14 protein-coding genes are annotated in these 14,704 nt (G+C 75.2%); 8 read left to right on the forward strand and 6 right to left on the reverse strand.

Annotated elements, in window-relative coordinates; translation table 11 throughout:
- Both H505_RS0105445 and H505_RS0105450 read left to right on the forward strand, forming a co-directional pair.
- On the forward strand, window positions 1–762 hold the full coding sequence (locus H505_RS0105445) for a class I SAM-dependent methyltransferase (RefSeq protein ID WP_199747982.1): 762 nt from the start codon (window positions 1–3) through the stop codon (window positions 760–762).
- Window positions 752–1,873 carry a glycoside hydrolase family 15 protein gene (locus H505_RS0105450; RefSeq protein ID WP_026401169.1) on the forward strand — a complete coding sequence of 374 codons (1,122 nt, stop codon included), beginning with the start codon at window positions 752–754 and terminating at the stop codon, window positions 1,871–1,873. The genes H505_RS0105445 and H505_RS0105450 overlap by 11 nt, the downstream gene beginning before the upstream one ends.
- A 48-nt stretch (window positions 1,874–1,921) precedes the next feature.
- Here the strand turns inward: H505_RS0105450 and H505_RS0105455 are convergent, their stop codons facing one another.
- Window positions 1,922–2,620: a class I SAM-dependent methyltransferase gene (locus H505_RS0105455; protein ID WP_026401170.1), complete on the reverse strand. Its 699-nt coding sequence runs from the start codon at window positions 2,618–2,620 to the stop codon at window positions 1,922–1,924.
- A 225-nt stretch (window positions 2,621–2,845) separates the two neighbouring features.
- Here H505_RS0105455 and H505_RS0105460 point away from each other — a divergent pair, with 225 nt between their 5' ends.
- The 3 genes from H505_RS0105460 to H505_RS0105470 all read left to right on the forward strand — a co-directional run bounded on the left by H505_RS0105460 (window position 2,846) and on the right by H505_RS0105470 (window position 5,418).
- Window positions 2,846–3,037, forward strand: coding sequence for a ferredoxin (locus H505_RS0105460; protein ID WP_026401171.1), 192 nt, complete (start codon window positions 2,846–2,848; stop codon window positions 3,035–3,037).
- Between the two features lie 148 nt (window positions 3,038–3,185).
- Entirely contained in the window at window positions 3,186–5,114 is a 1,929-nt protein-coding gene (locus tag H505_RS39965; RefSeq protein ID WP_125617964.1) for an endonuclease/exonuclease/phosphatase, read from the forward strand.
- Between the two features lie 115 nt (window positions 5,115–5,229).
- On the forward strand, window positions 5,230–5,418 hold the full coding sequence (locus tag H505_RS0105470) for a hypothetical protein (protein ID WP_026401172.1): 189 nt from the start codon (window positions 5,230–5,232) through the stop codon (window positions 5,416–5,418).
- Window positions 5,419–5,627: 209 nt separating this feature from the next.
- On the opposite strand, the gene H505_RS52280 is transcribed toward H505_RS0105470, so the two are convergent.
- From H505_RS52280 to H505_RS39970, 3 genes are all read right to left on the reverse strand, one after another.
- The gene (locus H505_RS52280) at window positions 5,628–7,874 is read right to left on the reverse strand and encodes a sialidase family protein (protein WP_157432913.1); all 2,247 of its coding nucleotides are present in this window, start codon (window positions 7,872–7,874) and stop codon (window positions 5,628–5,630) included.
- A gap of 1,214 nt (window positions 7,875–9,088) precedes the next feature.
- Window positions 9,089–9,310 carry a hypothetical protein gene (locus H505_RS0105480; protein ID WP_026401174.1) on the reverse strand — a complete coding sequence of 74 codons (222 nt, stop codon included), beginning with the start codon at window positions 9,308–9,310 and terminating at the stop codon, window positions 9,089–9,091.
- A gap of 148 nt (window positions 9,311–9,458) precedes the next feature.
- Window positions 9,459–10,001 (reverse strand): DUF1707 SHOCT-like domain-containing protein, encoded by a 543-nt coding sequence (locus H505_RS39970; protein WP_034516829.1) that lies wholly within the window; start codon window positions 9,999–10,001, stop codon window positions 9,459–9,461.
- 131 nt (window positions 10,002–10,132) lie between these two features.
- On the opposite strand from H505_RS39970, the gene H505_RS0105490 reads away from it, so the two are divergent.
- From H505_RS0105490 to H505_RS0105500, 3 genes are read left to right on the forward strand one after another with little or no spacing between them, the layout of a single operon-like run.
- Entirely contained in the window at window positions 10,133–10,732 is a 600-nt protein-coding gene (locus tag H505_RS0105490; RefSeq protein WP_026401175.1) for a Uma2 family endonuclease, read from the forward strand.
- 23 nt (window positions 10,733–10,755) lie between these two features.
- A complete protein-coding gene (locus tag H505_RS0105495) occupies window positions 10,756–11,700 on the forward strand; it encodes an NADP-dependent oxidoreductase (RefSeq protein ID WP_026401176.1) in 945 nt (314 codons plus the stop codon).
- 29 nt (window positions 11,701–11,729) lie between these two features.
- Window positions 11,730–12,419: a cupin domain-containing protein gene (locus H505_RS0105500; protein ID WP_084549928.1), complete on the forward strand. Its 690-nt coding sequence runs from the start codon at window positions 11,730–11,732 to the stop codon at window positions 12,417–12,419.
- Window positions 12,420–12,428: 9 nt separating this feature from the next.
- Here H505_RS0105500 and H505_RS0105505 read toward each other — a convergent pair whose 3' ends face one another.
- Both H505_RS0105505 and H505_RS0105510 read right to left on the reverse strand, forming a co-directional pair.
- Window positions 12,429–13,448 (reverse strand): sugar phosphate isomerase/epimerase family protein, encoded by a 1,020-nt coding sequence (locus tag H505_RS0105505; protein ID WP_026401178.1) that lies wholly within the window; start codon window positions 13,446–13,448, stop codon window positions 12,429–12,431.
- A gap of 1 nt (window position 13,449) precedes the next feature.
- Window positions 13,450–14,592, reverse strand: coding sequence for a Gfo/Idh/MocA family protein (locus tag H505_RS0105510; RefSeq protein ID WP_026401179.1), 1,143 nt, complete (start codon window positions 14,590–14,592; stop codon window positions 13,450–13,452).
- Between the last annotated feature and the right edge of the window lie 112 nt (window positions 14,593–14,704).

Genomic DNA, 14,704 nt, shown 5'->3' on the forward strand with positions numbered 1-14,704 from the left:
CTGCTGACCGTGGATTTCCAGCGGTTCCGCGTCGCACCCGGAGACCGCATCCTGGACATGGGCTGCGGAGCGGGACGGCACGCGTTCGAGCTGTACCGCAGGGGCGCGCACGTCGTGGCCTTCGACCAGGACGCCGACGAGCTGGCCGGCGTCGAGAAGATGTTCGGCGCGATGCGGCTCGGCGGCGAGGTCCCCGAGGACGCCGCCGCCGAGACCGTCCGGGGCGACGCGCTGGAGCTGCCGTTCCCCGACGACCACTTCGACGCGATCATCGCCTCCGAGGTGCTCGAGCACATCCCGGACGACATGCGGGCGATGCGCGAGCTGCTGCGCGTGCTGCGGCCCGGCGGGCGGCTCGCCGCGACCGTCCCGTCCTGGCTGCCGGAGCGGGTCTGCTGGGCCCTGTCGGAGGACTACCACACCGCCCCCGGCGGCCACGTGCGGATCTACACCCGCGCCGAGCTGGAGGCCAAGCTGAAGTCGACGGGCTTCACGATCGGCGGCCACCACCACGCGCACGGCCTGCACGCGCCCTACTGGTGGATCAAGTGCGCCGTCGGCGTGGAGAACGACGGCAACCCGCTCGCCAAGGCGTACCACCAGCTCCTGGTGTGGGACATCATGAAGCGGCCCCTCGCGACCCGGGTCGCCGAGCAGGTGCTCAACCCCCTGATCGGCAAGAGCGTCGTCGTGTACTGCAGCAAGCCCGTCAAGACGGGGACGTCCGAGACCCCGGCGGAGGAGACCGCCGATGCGGTCTGACATCCCCGCCGTCCCCGGAGTCCTGACCCGCGGCGACGTCGTCGAGACCGCCCGCAGCATCGCCCGCCAGCAGGAGCCGTCGGGCGCGATCCCCTGGTTCGCGCCGATCGACGGCATCGCCGGGCACGTCGACGCCTGGAACCACGTCGAGGCGGCGATGGCGCTGACCGTCGCCGGGATGGGCGACGCCGCCCGCCGCGCCTACGCGTGGCTCGCGGACGTCCAGCGGGAGGACGGGTCGTGGCCCGCCAAGTGGGTGCTCGGCGAGGTCACCGAGCCCGGCGGCGAGTCCAACCAGGCCGCCTACGTCGCGGTCGGCGTCTGGCACGAGCTGCTGATGACCGGCGACGAGGACTTCGCCCGCGCCATGTGGCCGACCGTGCGCCGCGCGATCGACTTCGTCCTCGGCCTGCAGACCCGCCGCGGCGAGATCATCTGGATGCGGACCGAGGACGGCCGCGCGTCCGACCACGCGCTGCTGACCGGCTGCTCGTCGATCTACCAGGCGCTCCGCTGCGCCGTCGCGCTCGCGGAGCGGCTCGGCGAGCCGCAGCCGGAGTGGGAGCTCGCCGCCGACCAGCTCGGCCACGTCGTCGCCGCGCACCCCGAGGCGTTCGCCGACAAGAGCCGCTGGTCGATGGACTGGTACTACCCCGTCCTCGGCGGCCCGGTCCGCGGCGAGGCCGCCGCGCGCCGGCTCGCCGAGCAGTGGGACGTGTTCGTCGTGCCGGGCCTCGGCTGCCGCTGCGTGTCCGACCAGCCGTGGGTGACGGCCGCCGAGAGCTGCGAGCTCGTCCTGGCCCTCGACGCGTCCGGCGACCGGGACCGCGCCCTGGAGCTGTTCGCCACGATCCAGCACCTCCGCCACGAGGACGGCTCGTACTGGACCGGCTGGCAGTTCGAGAACCGGCGGCACTTCCCGGGGGACCGCTCCACCTACACCGCGGCCGCCGTGGTCCTCGCCGCGGACGCGCTGGACGGCGCGTCCCCCGGCGCCCGCATCTTCAAGGAGATCGCGGGACGCCCGCTGGGGCCGTCCGAGGCGTCCGACCCGGCGGCGTGCGGCTGCGCCTTCGTGCCGGTCGCCGACCCCGTCCGGTCCCGCCTCTGAGGCGTCGCGGGGGCCGCACCGGACGCCCGTCCGGCCCGGCCCCCGCGGTCACGCCTCGGCGCGCGGATCCGCGTCTGAAACCCGTTCCAGTACGCGCAGCGAGCCTTCGGCCCGGCGCTCCTCGAACGCGCCGCTGCGCAGCGCCCGCAGGTACACGCGGTACGGCGCCTGCCCGCCGTCGGCGGGGTCGGGGAACACGTCGTGGATCACCAGCGCGCCGCCCACGGCCACGTGCGGCGCCCAGCCCTCGTAGTCGCCCTGCGCGTGCTCCTCGGCGTGCCCGCCGTCGATGAACAGCAGCGCCAGCGGGGTGCGCCAGAACGCCGACACGGTGCGGGACTGCCCCACGACCGCCACGACGTGCTCTTCGAGGTCCGCGGCCCCGATCGTCTTGCGGAAGGTCGGCAGCGTGTCCATCCGCCCCGTGCACGGGTCGACCAGCGACGGGTCGTGGTGCTCCCACCCCGCCTGGTTCTCCTCCGAGCCGTGGTGGTGGTCGACGGTGACCACGACCGTCCCCGCCGACCGGGCGGCGGCGCCCAGGTAGATCGCCGACTTGCCGCAGTAGGTGCCGACCTCCAGCAGCGGGCCGACGCCCGCGAGCCGCCCCCCGTACTCCAGGGCCGTCTCGTACAGGGCCGCGCCCTCGGCGTCGGGCATGAAGCCCTTCGCCGCGCGCGCCGCCCGCAGCAGCGCCGCGGGCATCTCGGTCGTCCCCGGGCCGGTGGACGCCTCGGTCTGAGTCATCGCCTCGCCTCCGCCGGGCACTTTATCCGACATGCCCCGGCGTGCCGCACCACCCCGCCGCCCTACTTGCCGATCCAGAGTGGAACGTGTTCTACTTTCCCCGAGCGCACCTCTCCGAACCATGTTCGGTAGGTTGGCGGCCGAGGACGGTCCGGGTCCGCGCGCGTCCCGCGCGTGCGCTCCGGGCCATCGAACCCTCACCGGGACCCGCGAACGGAGAAGGCGATGAGAGTAGGAGTCGACCCGCTGGTGTGCGAGGCGAACGGCGTGTGCGTCGGGCTCGCCCCCGAGGTCTTCGACCTCAGCGACGACGACGAGCTCGAGATCCTGCAGCCGGACGTGCCCGAGGGCGAGGCCGACCGCGTGCGGCACGCGGTCCGGTCGTGCCCGAAGGCCGCCCTGACGCTCGAGGAGTAGCCGCCCCGCCGTCCCTCCCGGACCGTCGCGCAGACCCGCTCCAGGCGGATTTGGACGGATTTCCCGGCGCGGTTGGTCACCGGAACCCTTCGCGTGCCATCCTGCTGCCTGTTCGGCGCGGACCACGAGACGATCATGGAGTTCCGGGGTGGCCTACACGGGTGGATCGGGGCGGCCGCGCCGCCCCCGCGCGGTCCGGGCGTTCGGCGGGATCCCCCGGCTCGCGGCCGCGGCGGTCCTCGCCGTCCCGCTGGGCCTCCTCCCGTCCGCGGCGCACGCCGCGCCGCGCCCCGCCCGCATCCACGACATCCAGGGCGCCGCGCACGTCTCGCCGCTCAACGGGGCCTCGGTCGTCGGCGTCCCCGGCGTCGTGACCGCCGTGACCGGCACCGGCTTCTGGATGCAGGACCCGAAGCCCGACCGGCGCGCCGCGACGTCCGAGGGGATCTTCGTCTTCACCCGCACGGGCCCGAGCGTCGCGCGCGGCGACGCCGTCCGGGTGGACGGCCGGGTCAGCGAGTTCCGGCCGGGCGGCGCGGAGTCCGGGGGCCTCACCCGGACGGAGATCGGCGCGACGAAGGTCGCCGCCGCCGGGCGCGCGGACGTCCCGCCCCCGGTCCTGCTGGGGCCGAAGGGGGTCAGCGCGCCGACGAGCGTCGTCCGGGGCACGCCCGGCAACGTCGAGCGGAGCGGGACGTTCGATCCGGGCCGCAACGGCCTCGACTTCTACGAGGCGCTCGAAGGCATGCAGGTGCGGCTCCAGGACGCCGTGGCGGTGGGCCCCACCCGGTTCGGCGAGCTGCCCGTCCTGCCGGCGGGCGGCGCGGGCGCCGGGACGCGCACCGGGCGCGGCGGCATCCTGCAGCGCGACGGCGACGCCAACCCCGAGCGGATCGTCCTCGACGACTCGCTCGCCCCGCTGCCGGCCGCGAACGTCGGCGACCGGCTGCCCGGCGACAGCGTCGGCGTCGTCGACTACGCCCTCGGCCACTTCAAGGTGCTGGCGACCGCGACGCCGCGGCACGCCGCCGGCGGGCTGCCCCGCGAGGCGACCCGCCCGCAGCGGCCCGGCGAGCTCGCCATCGCCACGATCGGCCTCGGCGGCCTCAGCCCGAACACCCCCCGCGACCGGTTCCGCGCCGTCGCCGACGACATCGTCACCGGCCTCGCCTCGCCCGACCTCGTCGCGGTCGACGACCTCCAGGACAACAGCGGCGCCCGCAACGACGGGACGGTCGCCGCCGACCAGACCGTCGCCGAGCTGATCACCGCGATCAGCGCCGCCGGCGGCCCCGCCTACGAGTGGCGCTCGGTCGAGCCGAAGAACAACGCCGACGGCGGCGACAAGGGCGCCAACCCGCGCGTCGGGTTCCTGTTCCGCACCGACCGCGGCCTGGCGTTCGTCGACCGTCCCGCCCGGACGGGAACGCTCGCGGAGGAGGAGCCGGCCGAGGAGCCGAACCCCGCGGTGACCGCCGTCCGCCCCGTCGCCCGCGGCGGGACGGCCGGGCTGTCGCGCAGCCCCGGCCGCATCGCGCCGACCGACGCCGTGTGGGCGGGCACCCGCAAGCCGCTCGCGGGCGAGGTCACCTGGCAGGGCGAGCGGATCATCGTCGTGACCGGCGAGTGGTACCCGGGCACCGCCGACGACGAGCCGCTGTTCGGCCGGAACCAGCCGCCGCAGCAGCCGACCCGCTGGCGCCGCGACGCGCAGGCGAAGGCGGTCGCCGGGTTCGTCCGGTCGGTGCGGAAGGTCGACCGGAACGCCAACGTCGTCGTCGCGGCCCGCCTCAACGACACCCCGGAGTCGCTGCCGGTGCAGGCGCTGGCGCAGGCGGGCCTGACCGACCTGCCCGCGAAGCTGCCGCCGAAGGACCGCTACACCGCCGTGACGGACGGCAACGCGCAGGCGCTCGACCACATCTTGCTGAGCGAGTCGCTGGAGCGGCGCAAGCACGAGTTCGACATCGTGCACCGCACCGCCGAGTTCGCCGACCGGCCCGACGAGCACGACCCCGCGGTCGTCCGGATCGCCCTGGCGAAGCGGGACGCGCGCGGCGCGAGGCCCGCCGGCTGAATTTGGGACGCACCGAAAAATCGGCAACGGACGTCCCGTTAAGCGTCCGGAGTTATCCCGACATGGGGCGGGGCAACGGTGGATCGTCAGATTCCTCCGGGAGGAGACGACCCCCATGCCTTACCGCTACCGCCGCACCCACATCGGGCTCGTCGGCATCATCTACCTCGTCATCGGCCTGTTCGTGGCCTGGGACCGCGGGTACATCACCCCCGACCTGCTCGGCAAGGTGCTCAGCGCCGTGCTCGCCGTCGTCCTGTGGATCCTCGTGCTGCTCGGCGTCGACCTGACCATCGACACCTAGGCCCCCGGCGCGGACACATGCACCTCGCCGCCCCGGCCATAGACCCCAAAACGGCACAGAGGTTACGTTCCGGGCATGACTCAGAAGAACTGCAGTTGCGGACACGGCGGCGGATGCTCATGCCCGAAGGGCTGCTCCTGCGGCTGTAACGGCTGACCGGGGCCGCCGCGCCCCGGCCCGCCCCCTCGGACGGGCCGGGGCGCCGGCGGTCAACCGGCCGCGGACCGCCCCGGGACGTCCGCGCGCCACAGCAGCGGCGTCACCGCCGCACCGTCGTCGCTGCTCCCGGTACCGAGCACACCCCCGCCGAACGGCGCCAGCGCGGTCAGCCTCCGGTCCGCCGGGCCGTCGAGCCCCGGCACCGCCACCCGGCGCCACGCGGCGCCGTCCGCGGACGCGAACACGACACCGTCCAGCGCCCCGGTGACGCCCGCGACGACGAACCCGTCCGGCGTCGCGGTGACCGCGGTCGGCGCCACCTCCCCGACGTCCCGCGGCGTCCACGTCGCGCCGCCGTCCGCCGACACCAGCGGCGGCGCCCCCGGCCCCACCGCCACGACCGTCCCGCCGGACGCGGCGACACCCGTCAGCGGCCCGCGCAGGCCGGACGGCAGCCGCACCGGCCGCCAGACCGCACCGTCCGCGGACGTCCACACGGCGGGCTCCTTCGCGCGCGCGCCGACCGCCACGTACCCGCCCGCCGTCACCGCCACATCGGCCGCGGCGCCGTCGAGGCGGGCGCCCCGCCACCGCTCCAGGTCGGCCGAGCGCCACGCCGCGCCCTCCCCGACCGCGACGTACCCGGCCGGGCCCGCCGCGACCGCCGCCGGACGCCCCGCCGGGAACGCGGCCCGCCGCCACGCGACGCCGTCGGACGACCGCAGCGCGAGCGCCGCCTCGCCCGTCCGGCCCACCGCCAGCCAGCCGCGCGCCCCGTGCGCCACGTCCGCCAGCCTCCCCCGCAGCGCCGGGACCTCCGCCCGGGCCCACGCGGCGCCGTCCGCCGAACTCCACACCGCCGCGTCCCCGTTGCCGCCGCCGACCGCGACCGCCCGGCCGCCCGCCGCGGCGACCGCCCCGACCGCCCGCTGCTCCCGCACCGCCCCCGGCACCTTCCCGAGATCGACGCCGGACAGGTACGCGTCACCGTCGAGCTTCCCGGCGATCGCGAGCCGGCCGCCCTCCACGACCGTCAGCCCGGCGACCTCCGCGCGCCCCACCGTCCCGTCCGCCCGCCACCTGCGCCCGTCCGCGCTCCGCACGACCTCCCGCCGCTTCCCGCGCACCACCGCGACGAGCCCCGCCCGCGACCCGCCGAACGACTCGACGCCCCGGTGCCCGGCGACGCCGATCTTCCCGATCGCGCTCCACCGCGCGCCGTCCGCCGAACCAAACACGACCGCGAACCGCTTCTTCCCGTCCTTCGCGTCCCGCACGGTGTAGAAGCCGCCCGGCCCCGCGACCAGCCCCTTCGTCGCCCCGTGGGACCCGTGGGACTGCCGCACATGGACGGGCCGCCACGTGCGCCCCCCGTCCGCCGAACGCCACAGCCCCTGCGCCGCGACCGTCCGCTCGACCTTCCGGCGGCCCTTCCGCTGCACGACCTTCTTCGGGTACGTCCCCTGCGTCACGAGCACGTCCCCCGACGCCGCCGCCCCGTACAGGCCGATGATCCCGCGAAGGCCGTCGACCCGCTGCCACGCCCGCCCGTCGGCCGAACTCCACACCACGCCCCGGCCGTCCGCCGCCCCCACGGCCACGAACCCCGCGGACGTCCGCACCAGGTCGTTCACCTCGTCGGACGCACGGAACGCGGGCCCGAGCGCGCGGCGCGTCCACGCCCGCCCGTCCTCGCTCGTCCACGCCACGCGGCCGCCGTCGGCCGCCAGGCCCAGCGCCGCCCAGCGGCCCCCGCCGCCCGCGACCAGGCGCGGCCGGTCCCCGCTCGGCGGCACGGTCCCGGTGTCCGTCCGCGCCGTGCCCGCCGCCCACGTCCGGCCCCCGTCGGCCGACGCCACGAACTCGGCCCGGCCGCCGTCCTCGCTCCCCACCGCGACGACCGTCCCGCCCGCCGCGTCGACCGCCGCGAGCTCCTGCACCAGCCCGTCGTCCGCCGCCGCCGGGTCGAGCGCGAACTGCGCGTCCGCCGCCACGGGCCCCGGCACCGACGGCCGCGCCGGCCGGTCGTCCCCGCGCCCCGCGACGAACACCGCGCCGCCCGCCACCAGCGCGATCGCCGCAGCGACCGCGCCCCCGGCGAGCACCCGCCGTCCCCGCCCCCGCGACACCGCGGGCGGCGCCTCCGCCCGCTCCGCGTCCGGCGCGCCCCCCACCTCGACGACCGCGGCCTCCACGGGCTCGGGGGGCGCGGGCTCCGGCTTCGCGGGCTCGACGGGCTCGGGCTCCACGGGCTCGACGTCGCGCGGCACGTCGACCGTCTTCCGTTTCGCCGCCATCGCGACGACTCCCGGCCCCGCGGGCGTCGCGGCACGCCGCGTCCCGCTCGCCGCGGCCGCCTTCCGCCCGGACACCCCACCCGATCCGGACTTCGCAGGACGAGCCTCTTCCGTACCCTCTGCACCCGGCACGGCCGCGTCGCCGCCCCCAGCCGTCACACCCATCTCCGCCCCGGCGGCAACGCCCGCCCCTTCCTCGGACACGGCCACCTCCGACGGCGCGGCATCCGCCCCGCCCCGCCCGCTCTTCGATTCCGCGGCATCCGTCGCACCGGTCGACACCGGCGCAACAAGCACGTCTCCCGGCTCCGCAGCCCCCACCGAGCCCCCAACGCCCTTACCGGACCCGCTCCCGCTCACGCCCCGCCCAGTGTCCGCAACCGACCCTGCCGAGCCAGCACTCCCCGCACCCGACACCGACGCGACTTCCCCCTCCGCACCGACCCCGTCCGGCACCGGCCCAGACACCGCCCCACCCAACACCGACACGACTTCCCCGTCCGCCTCGGTGCCGTCCGCCTCGGCCCCGTCCGACACCGGCTCAGAAACCGCCGCAGCCGACACCGACGCGGCACCCCCATCCACACCCGCCCCACCCGACACCGGCTCGGGCTTCGCGGCATCCGACACCGGCGCGGCATCCTCGTCCACACCCGCCTCGCTCGGTGCCGGCTCGGGCCTTGCGGGCGGTTGTGTCGGGGAGGCTGACGTCGACGGGCGAGGGGTCTCGGGTTCGGGCGCGTGACGCCATGGGATGCCGGCGGCGCGCCAGGCCCGGAGGGCGCGTTGCCAGGGCGACAGGGACGCCGGGAGGTCGGCGGTGACGCCGAACGTCAGGCGGCGCCGGATCTCGCGGGAGTCGGCCGGGTCCTCGGAGCGGGCCTCGTCCTGCTGCGGGCTCCTCGCCGTCACACGCGCTCCTTTTCGGGCCATGGGTGATGGCACACCATCAAACCGCGTTACATGGCGGCTTGTTCGGACATTGAGGTGAACGGCGGCCGATCGGGCCGCGTGAGGGTTCTATCACCTTTCACGGGCAACAGCCGAAATATGCCGAAGAGTCGACCCGAATGGGCCCACCGCGACCTTCGCGAGCATTAGCGACTGGGCTCCCAAGCCTCTCGAATCTGTAACCGCTCGAACGCGTGCCGCGATATCGAGCCACCGTGAGCCGCCCGGTCGGGGCCCTCCGGCGGGCCCGTGTACGTGTGAATTCAGGTGTACGCGGTGGAACCCTTCGACTCGCAACCGCCGAGGGACCCTGGAAACCGTGTCACCGCGTGCGTGGACGACGCCGCGGCGAAAGCGTGCAGCACCACCACGCAGGCGGCGCGGACGACGGCCCGGCGGAAGCCGGGGTGGGGGCCGACGGGTTCGAACTCGTCGACCGCGCTCATCTCGTCGTACCGGCCCCGGCAGTACGCGGTGGAGCCCATCGACTCGCAGCCGCCGAGGCCCCCGGGGAGACCGTGTCACCACGTGCGTGGACGACGGCGGGGACGACGGTCCGGCGGCGGGGTCCGGGGCGGGTTCTGCGGGAGGGCGGGGCCGTGCACGGTGATCATGCGCCGGGGGCGGGCCCGGTCACGCGGCCGAGTGTTCGCGGGTGCCGCGCGCCTCGATGCGGCCCTTGTACGCGATCCCCTGCACGCGGACGACCGGTGCTTCGGCGGCGGGGGTGCCGTGCACGTCCGTGGAGACGCCCATCCCCGAGACCTCGACGCGGACGGCGGCCGGGACGACGATCTCGACGGTCGACTTGTACGCGACGACGCGGAGGGTCGTGACGGGTTCGGTGAGTTCGGCGACGCGCAGGTCGAGCAGGGTGCGCGCCTTGTAGGCGACGGACGTGAACGTGTCGGGGACGCGCCAGCGGCCGGCGCGCGTGACGGTGTCCTTGTACGCCACCTGCAGGCGGCCCGCGGGGGTTCCGGGGGCGGCGGGCCTGGGGAGGTCGGCCGAGACGCGGCCGAGGTCGTCGTGGGTGCGGGCGGCGAGGGTGAGGTCGATGCGCTCGTCCAGTTCCGTCTCGCTGAGCCGGCCTTCGGCGTAGGCGGTGTGGAGCCGGACGAGGACCTCGTCGCGGTCGCGGTCGGAGGCGCGGAGGGGCTGGTGCTCGACGCTCATCGCATCTCTCCTTCGAGAAGACGAGATGTATCTTAACCCGGACAGGTCCGGGCATCGAGACATATCGCCAAATCCGGCCACCCCGCCGCGTGATCATGCTCGGCGGACGTCCGCCGCGCTAGGTTTCGGACATGCACGTAGCCGCCACAGGGGGGACGCTCGGCCGCGCGCACGGCCCTTACACGCTGTACGACCTGGACGCACTGCCCGAGGACGGGCGGCGCCACGAACTCGCCGACGGGTGGCTGACCGAGCTGCCGGGCGACGTGTGGCACGACCACGCCGCCGACCGGTTGAAGGAGATCCTCAAGGACGCGGCCCGGCAGGCCGACGCGGACGTCCACGTCGCGGGCGCGCCGCAGGACGTGACGACACGCGCGGGCATCCGCAGGCCGGACGTGTTCGCGGTCGCCCGCGACGTGGCGCGGCTGGCGCTCGAACGCCGCAGCCGCACGTACTACGGCCCCGACCTGATCTTCGTCGCCGAGGTCGTGACGCCGCGCACCGGCAACGAGCAGACGGACCGGGTGCGCAAGGTCGAGGAGTACGCGGCGACGGGTATCCCGCACTACTGGCTCGTCGATCTGGAGCCGCGGCCCGCGCTGACGCTGATGGAGCTCGCGGACGGGCGGTACGAGATCGTCCGCCGGGTCCGGTCCGGGGAGACGGTCGAGGTGGAGCGCCCGTTCCCGATCGCGTTCGACCCGGCCCGGCTGTCCGAAATGGAATGATCACCCCGTCGAGGGAGGGGACGATGAGCGAGAAGATGCGAGCGGTCCGGCAGGACGTGACGGGCGGGCCGGACGTGCTGGAACTGGTGGAGGTCGACCGGCCGGTGCCGGGGCCCACGGAGGTCCTGATCCGGGTGCACGCGGCCGGGGTGAACCCGACCGACTGGAAGCACCGGGCCGGCAAGGGCTTCCTCGGGGACCCGCCGTTCACGCTGGGCTGGGACGTCTCGGGCACGGTCGAGGCGGTGGGCGTCGGGGTGACGATCCACAAGCCGGGCGACGAGGTGTTCGGGATGCTGCGGTACCCGTTCGGGGTCGGCTCGCACGCCGACTACGTGGCGGCGCCGTCGCGGACGTTCGTCCGCAAGCCCGCGAACATCGACCACGTGCAGGCGGGCGCGCTGCCGCTGGCGGCGCTGACCGCGTGGCAGTCGCTGGTCGACACGGCCGGGGTCCGGGAGGGACGGCGGGTGCTGGTGCACGCGGCGGCCGGCGGGGTCGGGCACCTGGCGGTGCAGATCGCGAAGGCGCGCGGCGCGGAGGTGCTGGGGACGGCGAGCGGCGGCAAGCACGGGTTCCTGCGGCGGATCGGGGTGGACGAGCCGATCGACTACACGTCGGTGGACTTCGCCGAGGTCGCCGAGGACGTCGACGTGGTGCTCGACCCGATCGGCGGCGAGTACGGGACGCGGTCGCTGCGGGTGCTGCGGCCCGGCGGCGTCCTGGTGTCGCTGCTGCGCAACGCCCCGGAGGGGTTCGCGGGCGCGGCCGAGGACGCCGGGGTGCGCTGGGAGGGGCTCCTGGTCGAGCCGGACCACCACGCGATGCGGCAGATCGCGGCCCTGGCGGAGGCCGGGAGGCTGCACGCCGAGATCGACGCGGTGTTCCCGCTGGAGGAGGCGGCGCGCGCGCACGAGCGGGGCGAGACGGGTCACGTCACCGGCAAGATCGTCCTGACCATGGTCTGACGCCGTCCCCGCTCCTCTAGGTTGTGATCATGCTGCTGCTCACGACATCGGACGGCTGGCGCGCGCAGCCGGGACCACGGTTCGTCCTGTCCGAGGCGGGGGGTGTGTGGGCGCCGGACCAGGAGCAGGACGTCCTCGCGGTCGCCGACGACGCGTTCCCGGACGGCCAGGTCCTCGCGGTCACGCTGGACCCGGCGCCGGGGATCCGCCCGCCGCAGGGCGTGATCGACCGGACGACCGCGGCGCGCGTCCGGTACCTGCGGCGCGGCCCGGACGGACGGCACACGGCGCTCCTCGACCGCCCCGCGACCGCGGAGGCGCTCGACCTGCTGCCCCACCCGGAGGGCGGCTGGTACCGGGAGACGTGGCGCTCGGACGTCCGGTTCGTCCCGGACGGCTACCCGGGCGAGCGGGCGAGCGCGACCGGCATCTACTTCCTGCTGCCGCCCGGCGAGGAGTCGATGTGGCACGTGGTGCGGTCCGCCGAGCTGTGGCTGTGGCACCGCGGCGGACCGCTGCACCTCGTGCTGGGCGGCACCGGGGAGCGCCCCGGGGAGGAGCGGACGGTCGTCGTCGGCGGGGACGTCGAGGCCGGGCAGGCGCCGCAGGCGGTCGTCCCCGCCGGGACGTGGCAGGCGGCGCGGCCGGCGGGGCCGGAGGAGGTCCTCGTGAGCTGCGTGGTCTCCCCCGGCTTCGACTTCGCCGACTTCCGCGCCTGACCGCCCTTCCTACTCGTCCTTCGCGAAGGCGGCGTCGAACGACGCGGTCGGCGGCTCCATCGCGTTGAGCGCCCGGACGAACCGGAGCGCCTCGGGCGCGCCCTGCAGGCGGTCCATGCCCGCGTCCTCCCACTCGATCGAGACGGGGCCGCCGTAGCCGATGGCGTTGAGGGCGCGGAACACGTCCTCCCACGGGACGTCGCCGCGGCCGGTGGAGATGAAGTCCCAGCCGCGCCGCAGGTCGCCCCACGGCAGGTGGGACGACAGCCGGCCGCGGCGGCCGTCGCCGGTGCGGACCTTGGTGTCCTTGCAGTCGACGTGGTAGATCCGGTCGCGGAAGTCGAACAGGAAGCCCACGGCGTCGAGTTCCTGCCAGACGAAGTGGGACGGGTCGAAGTTGAGGCCGAACGCGGGCCGGTGGCCGATCGCCTCCAGCGTCCGGACGGTCGAGTGGTAGTCGTAGGCGATCTCGCTCGGGTGGACCTCGTGCGCGAACCGGACGCCGACTTCGTCGAAGACGTCCAGGATCGGGTTCCACCGGTCGGCGAAGTCGGCGTAGCCGCGCTCGATCATCGACTCGGGGGTGGGCGGGAACATCGCGACGGTGTGCCAGATCGACGAGCCGGTGAACCCGATGACGGTGTCGACGCCGAGTTTCGCGGCGGCCCGCGCGGTGTCCTTGATCTCCTCGGCGGCCCGGGTCCGGATCCCCTCGGCCTCGCCGTCGCCCCAGATCCGCTCGGGCAGGATCGCCTGGTGGCGCTCGTCCGGGATGTCGCAGACGGCCTGCCCGACGAGGTGGTTGGAGATCGCCCACACCTTCAGCCCGTGCTCGGCCAGCGTCTCCAGCTTGCGGGGGATGTAGGAGTCGTCGGCCAGGGCCTTGTCGACCTCGAAGTGGTCGCCCCAGCAGGCGATCTCGAGGCCCTCGTAGCCCCAGCCGGACGCCAGCCGGCAGACCTCCTCGAACGGCAGGTCCGCCCACTGGCCGGTGAACAGGGTGATCGGTCGTGCCGCTTTCTCCGACATGTCACGCGTTCCCTTCGACGGTGGTCCAGCCGCCGCCCTCGGCGGCGCTGCGCTCGACGGCCGCCAGCACCCGCTGCACCCGCAGCCCGTCGGCGAACGACGGGGCGGGGTCGGTGCCCTCGGCGATGGCGGTGAGCAGGTCGGCCATCTGGTGGGTGAAGGTGTGCTCGTAGCCGAGCATGTGGCCGGGCGGCCACCACCGCCCGGCGTAGGGGTGCACGTCCTCGGTGACGACGATCCGGCGGAACCCGGCGGTCGCCGCGTCCTCGGCCGCGTCGTGGAACCACAGCTCGTTCAGCGACTCCAGGTCGAACGACAGGGCGCCCGCCGAGCCGCTGACCTCGATCCGCAGCGCGTTCTTGCGGCCCGCCGCCACCCGCGTCGCCTCGAACGCCGCGACCGCCCCGCCGTCGGTGCGGCCGAGGAACAGCGCGGCGTCGTCCACGGTGACCGGGGCCGTCCCGCCGCCGGGCAGGGGCCGCTCGTGGGTGAAGGTCTCGGTCAGCGCGGTGACGCCGGTCAGGAGCTGCCCGGTGACGAACTGCGCGGTGTCGATGATGTGCGCGCCGATGTCGCCGAGCGCGCCCGACCCGGCCCTGTCACGGTCCAACCGCCAGGTGTGCGGGGACTCGGGGTCGGTCAGCCAGTCCTGGAGGTACTGCGCCCGGATCTGCCGGACGGTCCCGATGCGGCCCTCGGCGACCAGCCGGCGCGCCAGCGTCACCGCGGGGACCCGCCGGTAGTTGAACCCGACCATCGAGCGGACGCCGCGCGCGCGGGCCCGTTCGGCGGCGGCGACCATCGACTCGGCCTCGGCGACCGTGTTGGCCAGCGGCTTCTCGCACAGCACGTGCTTGCCCGCGTCCAGCGCCGCGACCGCGATCTCGGCGTGGCTGTCGCCCGGCGTGCAGACGTCGACGAGCTGGACGTCGTCGCGGCGCAGCAGTTCCTTCCAGTCGGTCTCGGCCGACGCCCAGCCCAGCGCGCGGGCGGCGGCGCCGGTGCGTGCGGCGTCGCGCCCGGCCAGGGCGGTCATCACGGGGGTCAGCGGCGGATCGAAGAACGGTCCGACGCTGCGCCACGCCTGGGAGTGGGCGCGCCCCATGAACGCATGCCCGACCATCCCGACTCCGACGGTCGTCATTTCGTGCTCACCTCTCTGTATCGCCCGGGCCGCGCCCGCCGGGTCTCGGCGGGCGCGTCCCGGGACGGTTCGGACGGGTGCGGGACGCGGGCGCGGCCGCCCGCGGCGGCCG

It is taken from the genome of Actinomadura rifamycini DSM 43936 (assembly GCF_000425065.1).
GTDB lineage: Bacteria > Actinomycetota > Actinomycetes > Streptosporangiales > Streptosporangiaceae > Spirillospora > Spirillospora rifamycini.

Bases quoted from the DNA above. Each gene is read 5' to 3' on its own strand.
- H505_RS0105510 (WP_026401179.1), bottom strand. From the start codon at position 14,592: ATGACGACCGTCGGAGTCGGGATGGTCGGGCATGCGTTCATGGGGCGC.
- H505_RS0105480 (WP_026401174.1), bottom strand. From the start codon at position 9,310: ATGGGCTCCACCGCGTACTGCCGGGGCCGGTACGACGAGATGAGCGCG.
- H505_RS0105470 (WP_026401172.1), top strand. From the start codon at position 5,230: ATGCCTTACCGCTACCGCCGCACCCACATCGGGCTCGTCGGCATCATC.
- H505_RS0105505 (WP_026401178.1), bottom strand. From the start codon at position 13,448: ATGTCGGAGAAAGCGGCACGACCGATCACCCTGTTCACCGGCCAGTGG.
- H505_RS0105460 (WP_026401171.1), top strand. From the start codon at position 2,846: ATGAGAGTAGGAGTCGACCCGCTGGTGTGCGAGGCGAACGGCGTGTGC.
- H505_RS0105490 (WP_026401175.1), top strand. From the start codon at position 10,133: ATGCACGTAGCCGCCACAGGGGGGACGCTCGGCCGCGCGCACGGCCCT.
- H505_RS0105495 (WP_026401176.1), top strand. From the start codon at position 10,756: ATGAGCGAGAAGATGCGAGCGGTCCGGCAGGACGTGACGGGCGGGCCG.
- H505_RS0105455 (WP_026401170.1), bottom strand. From the start codon at position 2,620: ATGACTCAGACCGAGGCGTCCACCGGCCCGGGGACGACCGAGATGCCC.
- H505_RS0105450 (WP_026401169.1), top strand. From the start codon at position 752: ATGCGGTCTGACATCCCCGCCGTCCCCGGAGTCCTGACCCGCGGCGAC.
- H505_RS0105500 (WP_084549928.1), top strand. From the start codon at position 11,730: ATGCTGCTGCTCACGACATCGGACGGCTGGCGCGCGCAGCCGGGACCA.
- H505_RS52280 (WP_157432913.1), bottom strand. From the start codon at position 7,874: ATGGCGGCGAAACGGAAGACGGTCGACGTGCCGCGCGACGTCGAGCCC.
- H505_RS39970 (WP_034516829.1), bottom strand. From the start codon at position 10,001: ATGAGCGTCGAGCACCAGCCCCTCCGCGCCTCCGACCGCGACCGCGAC.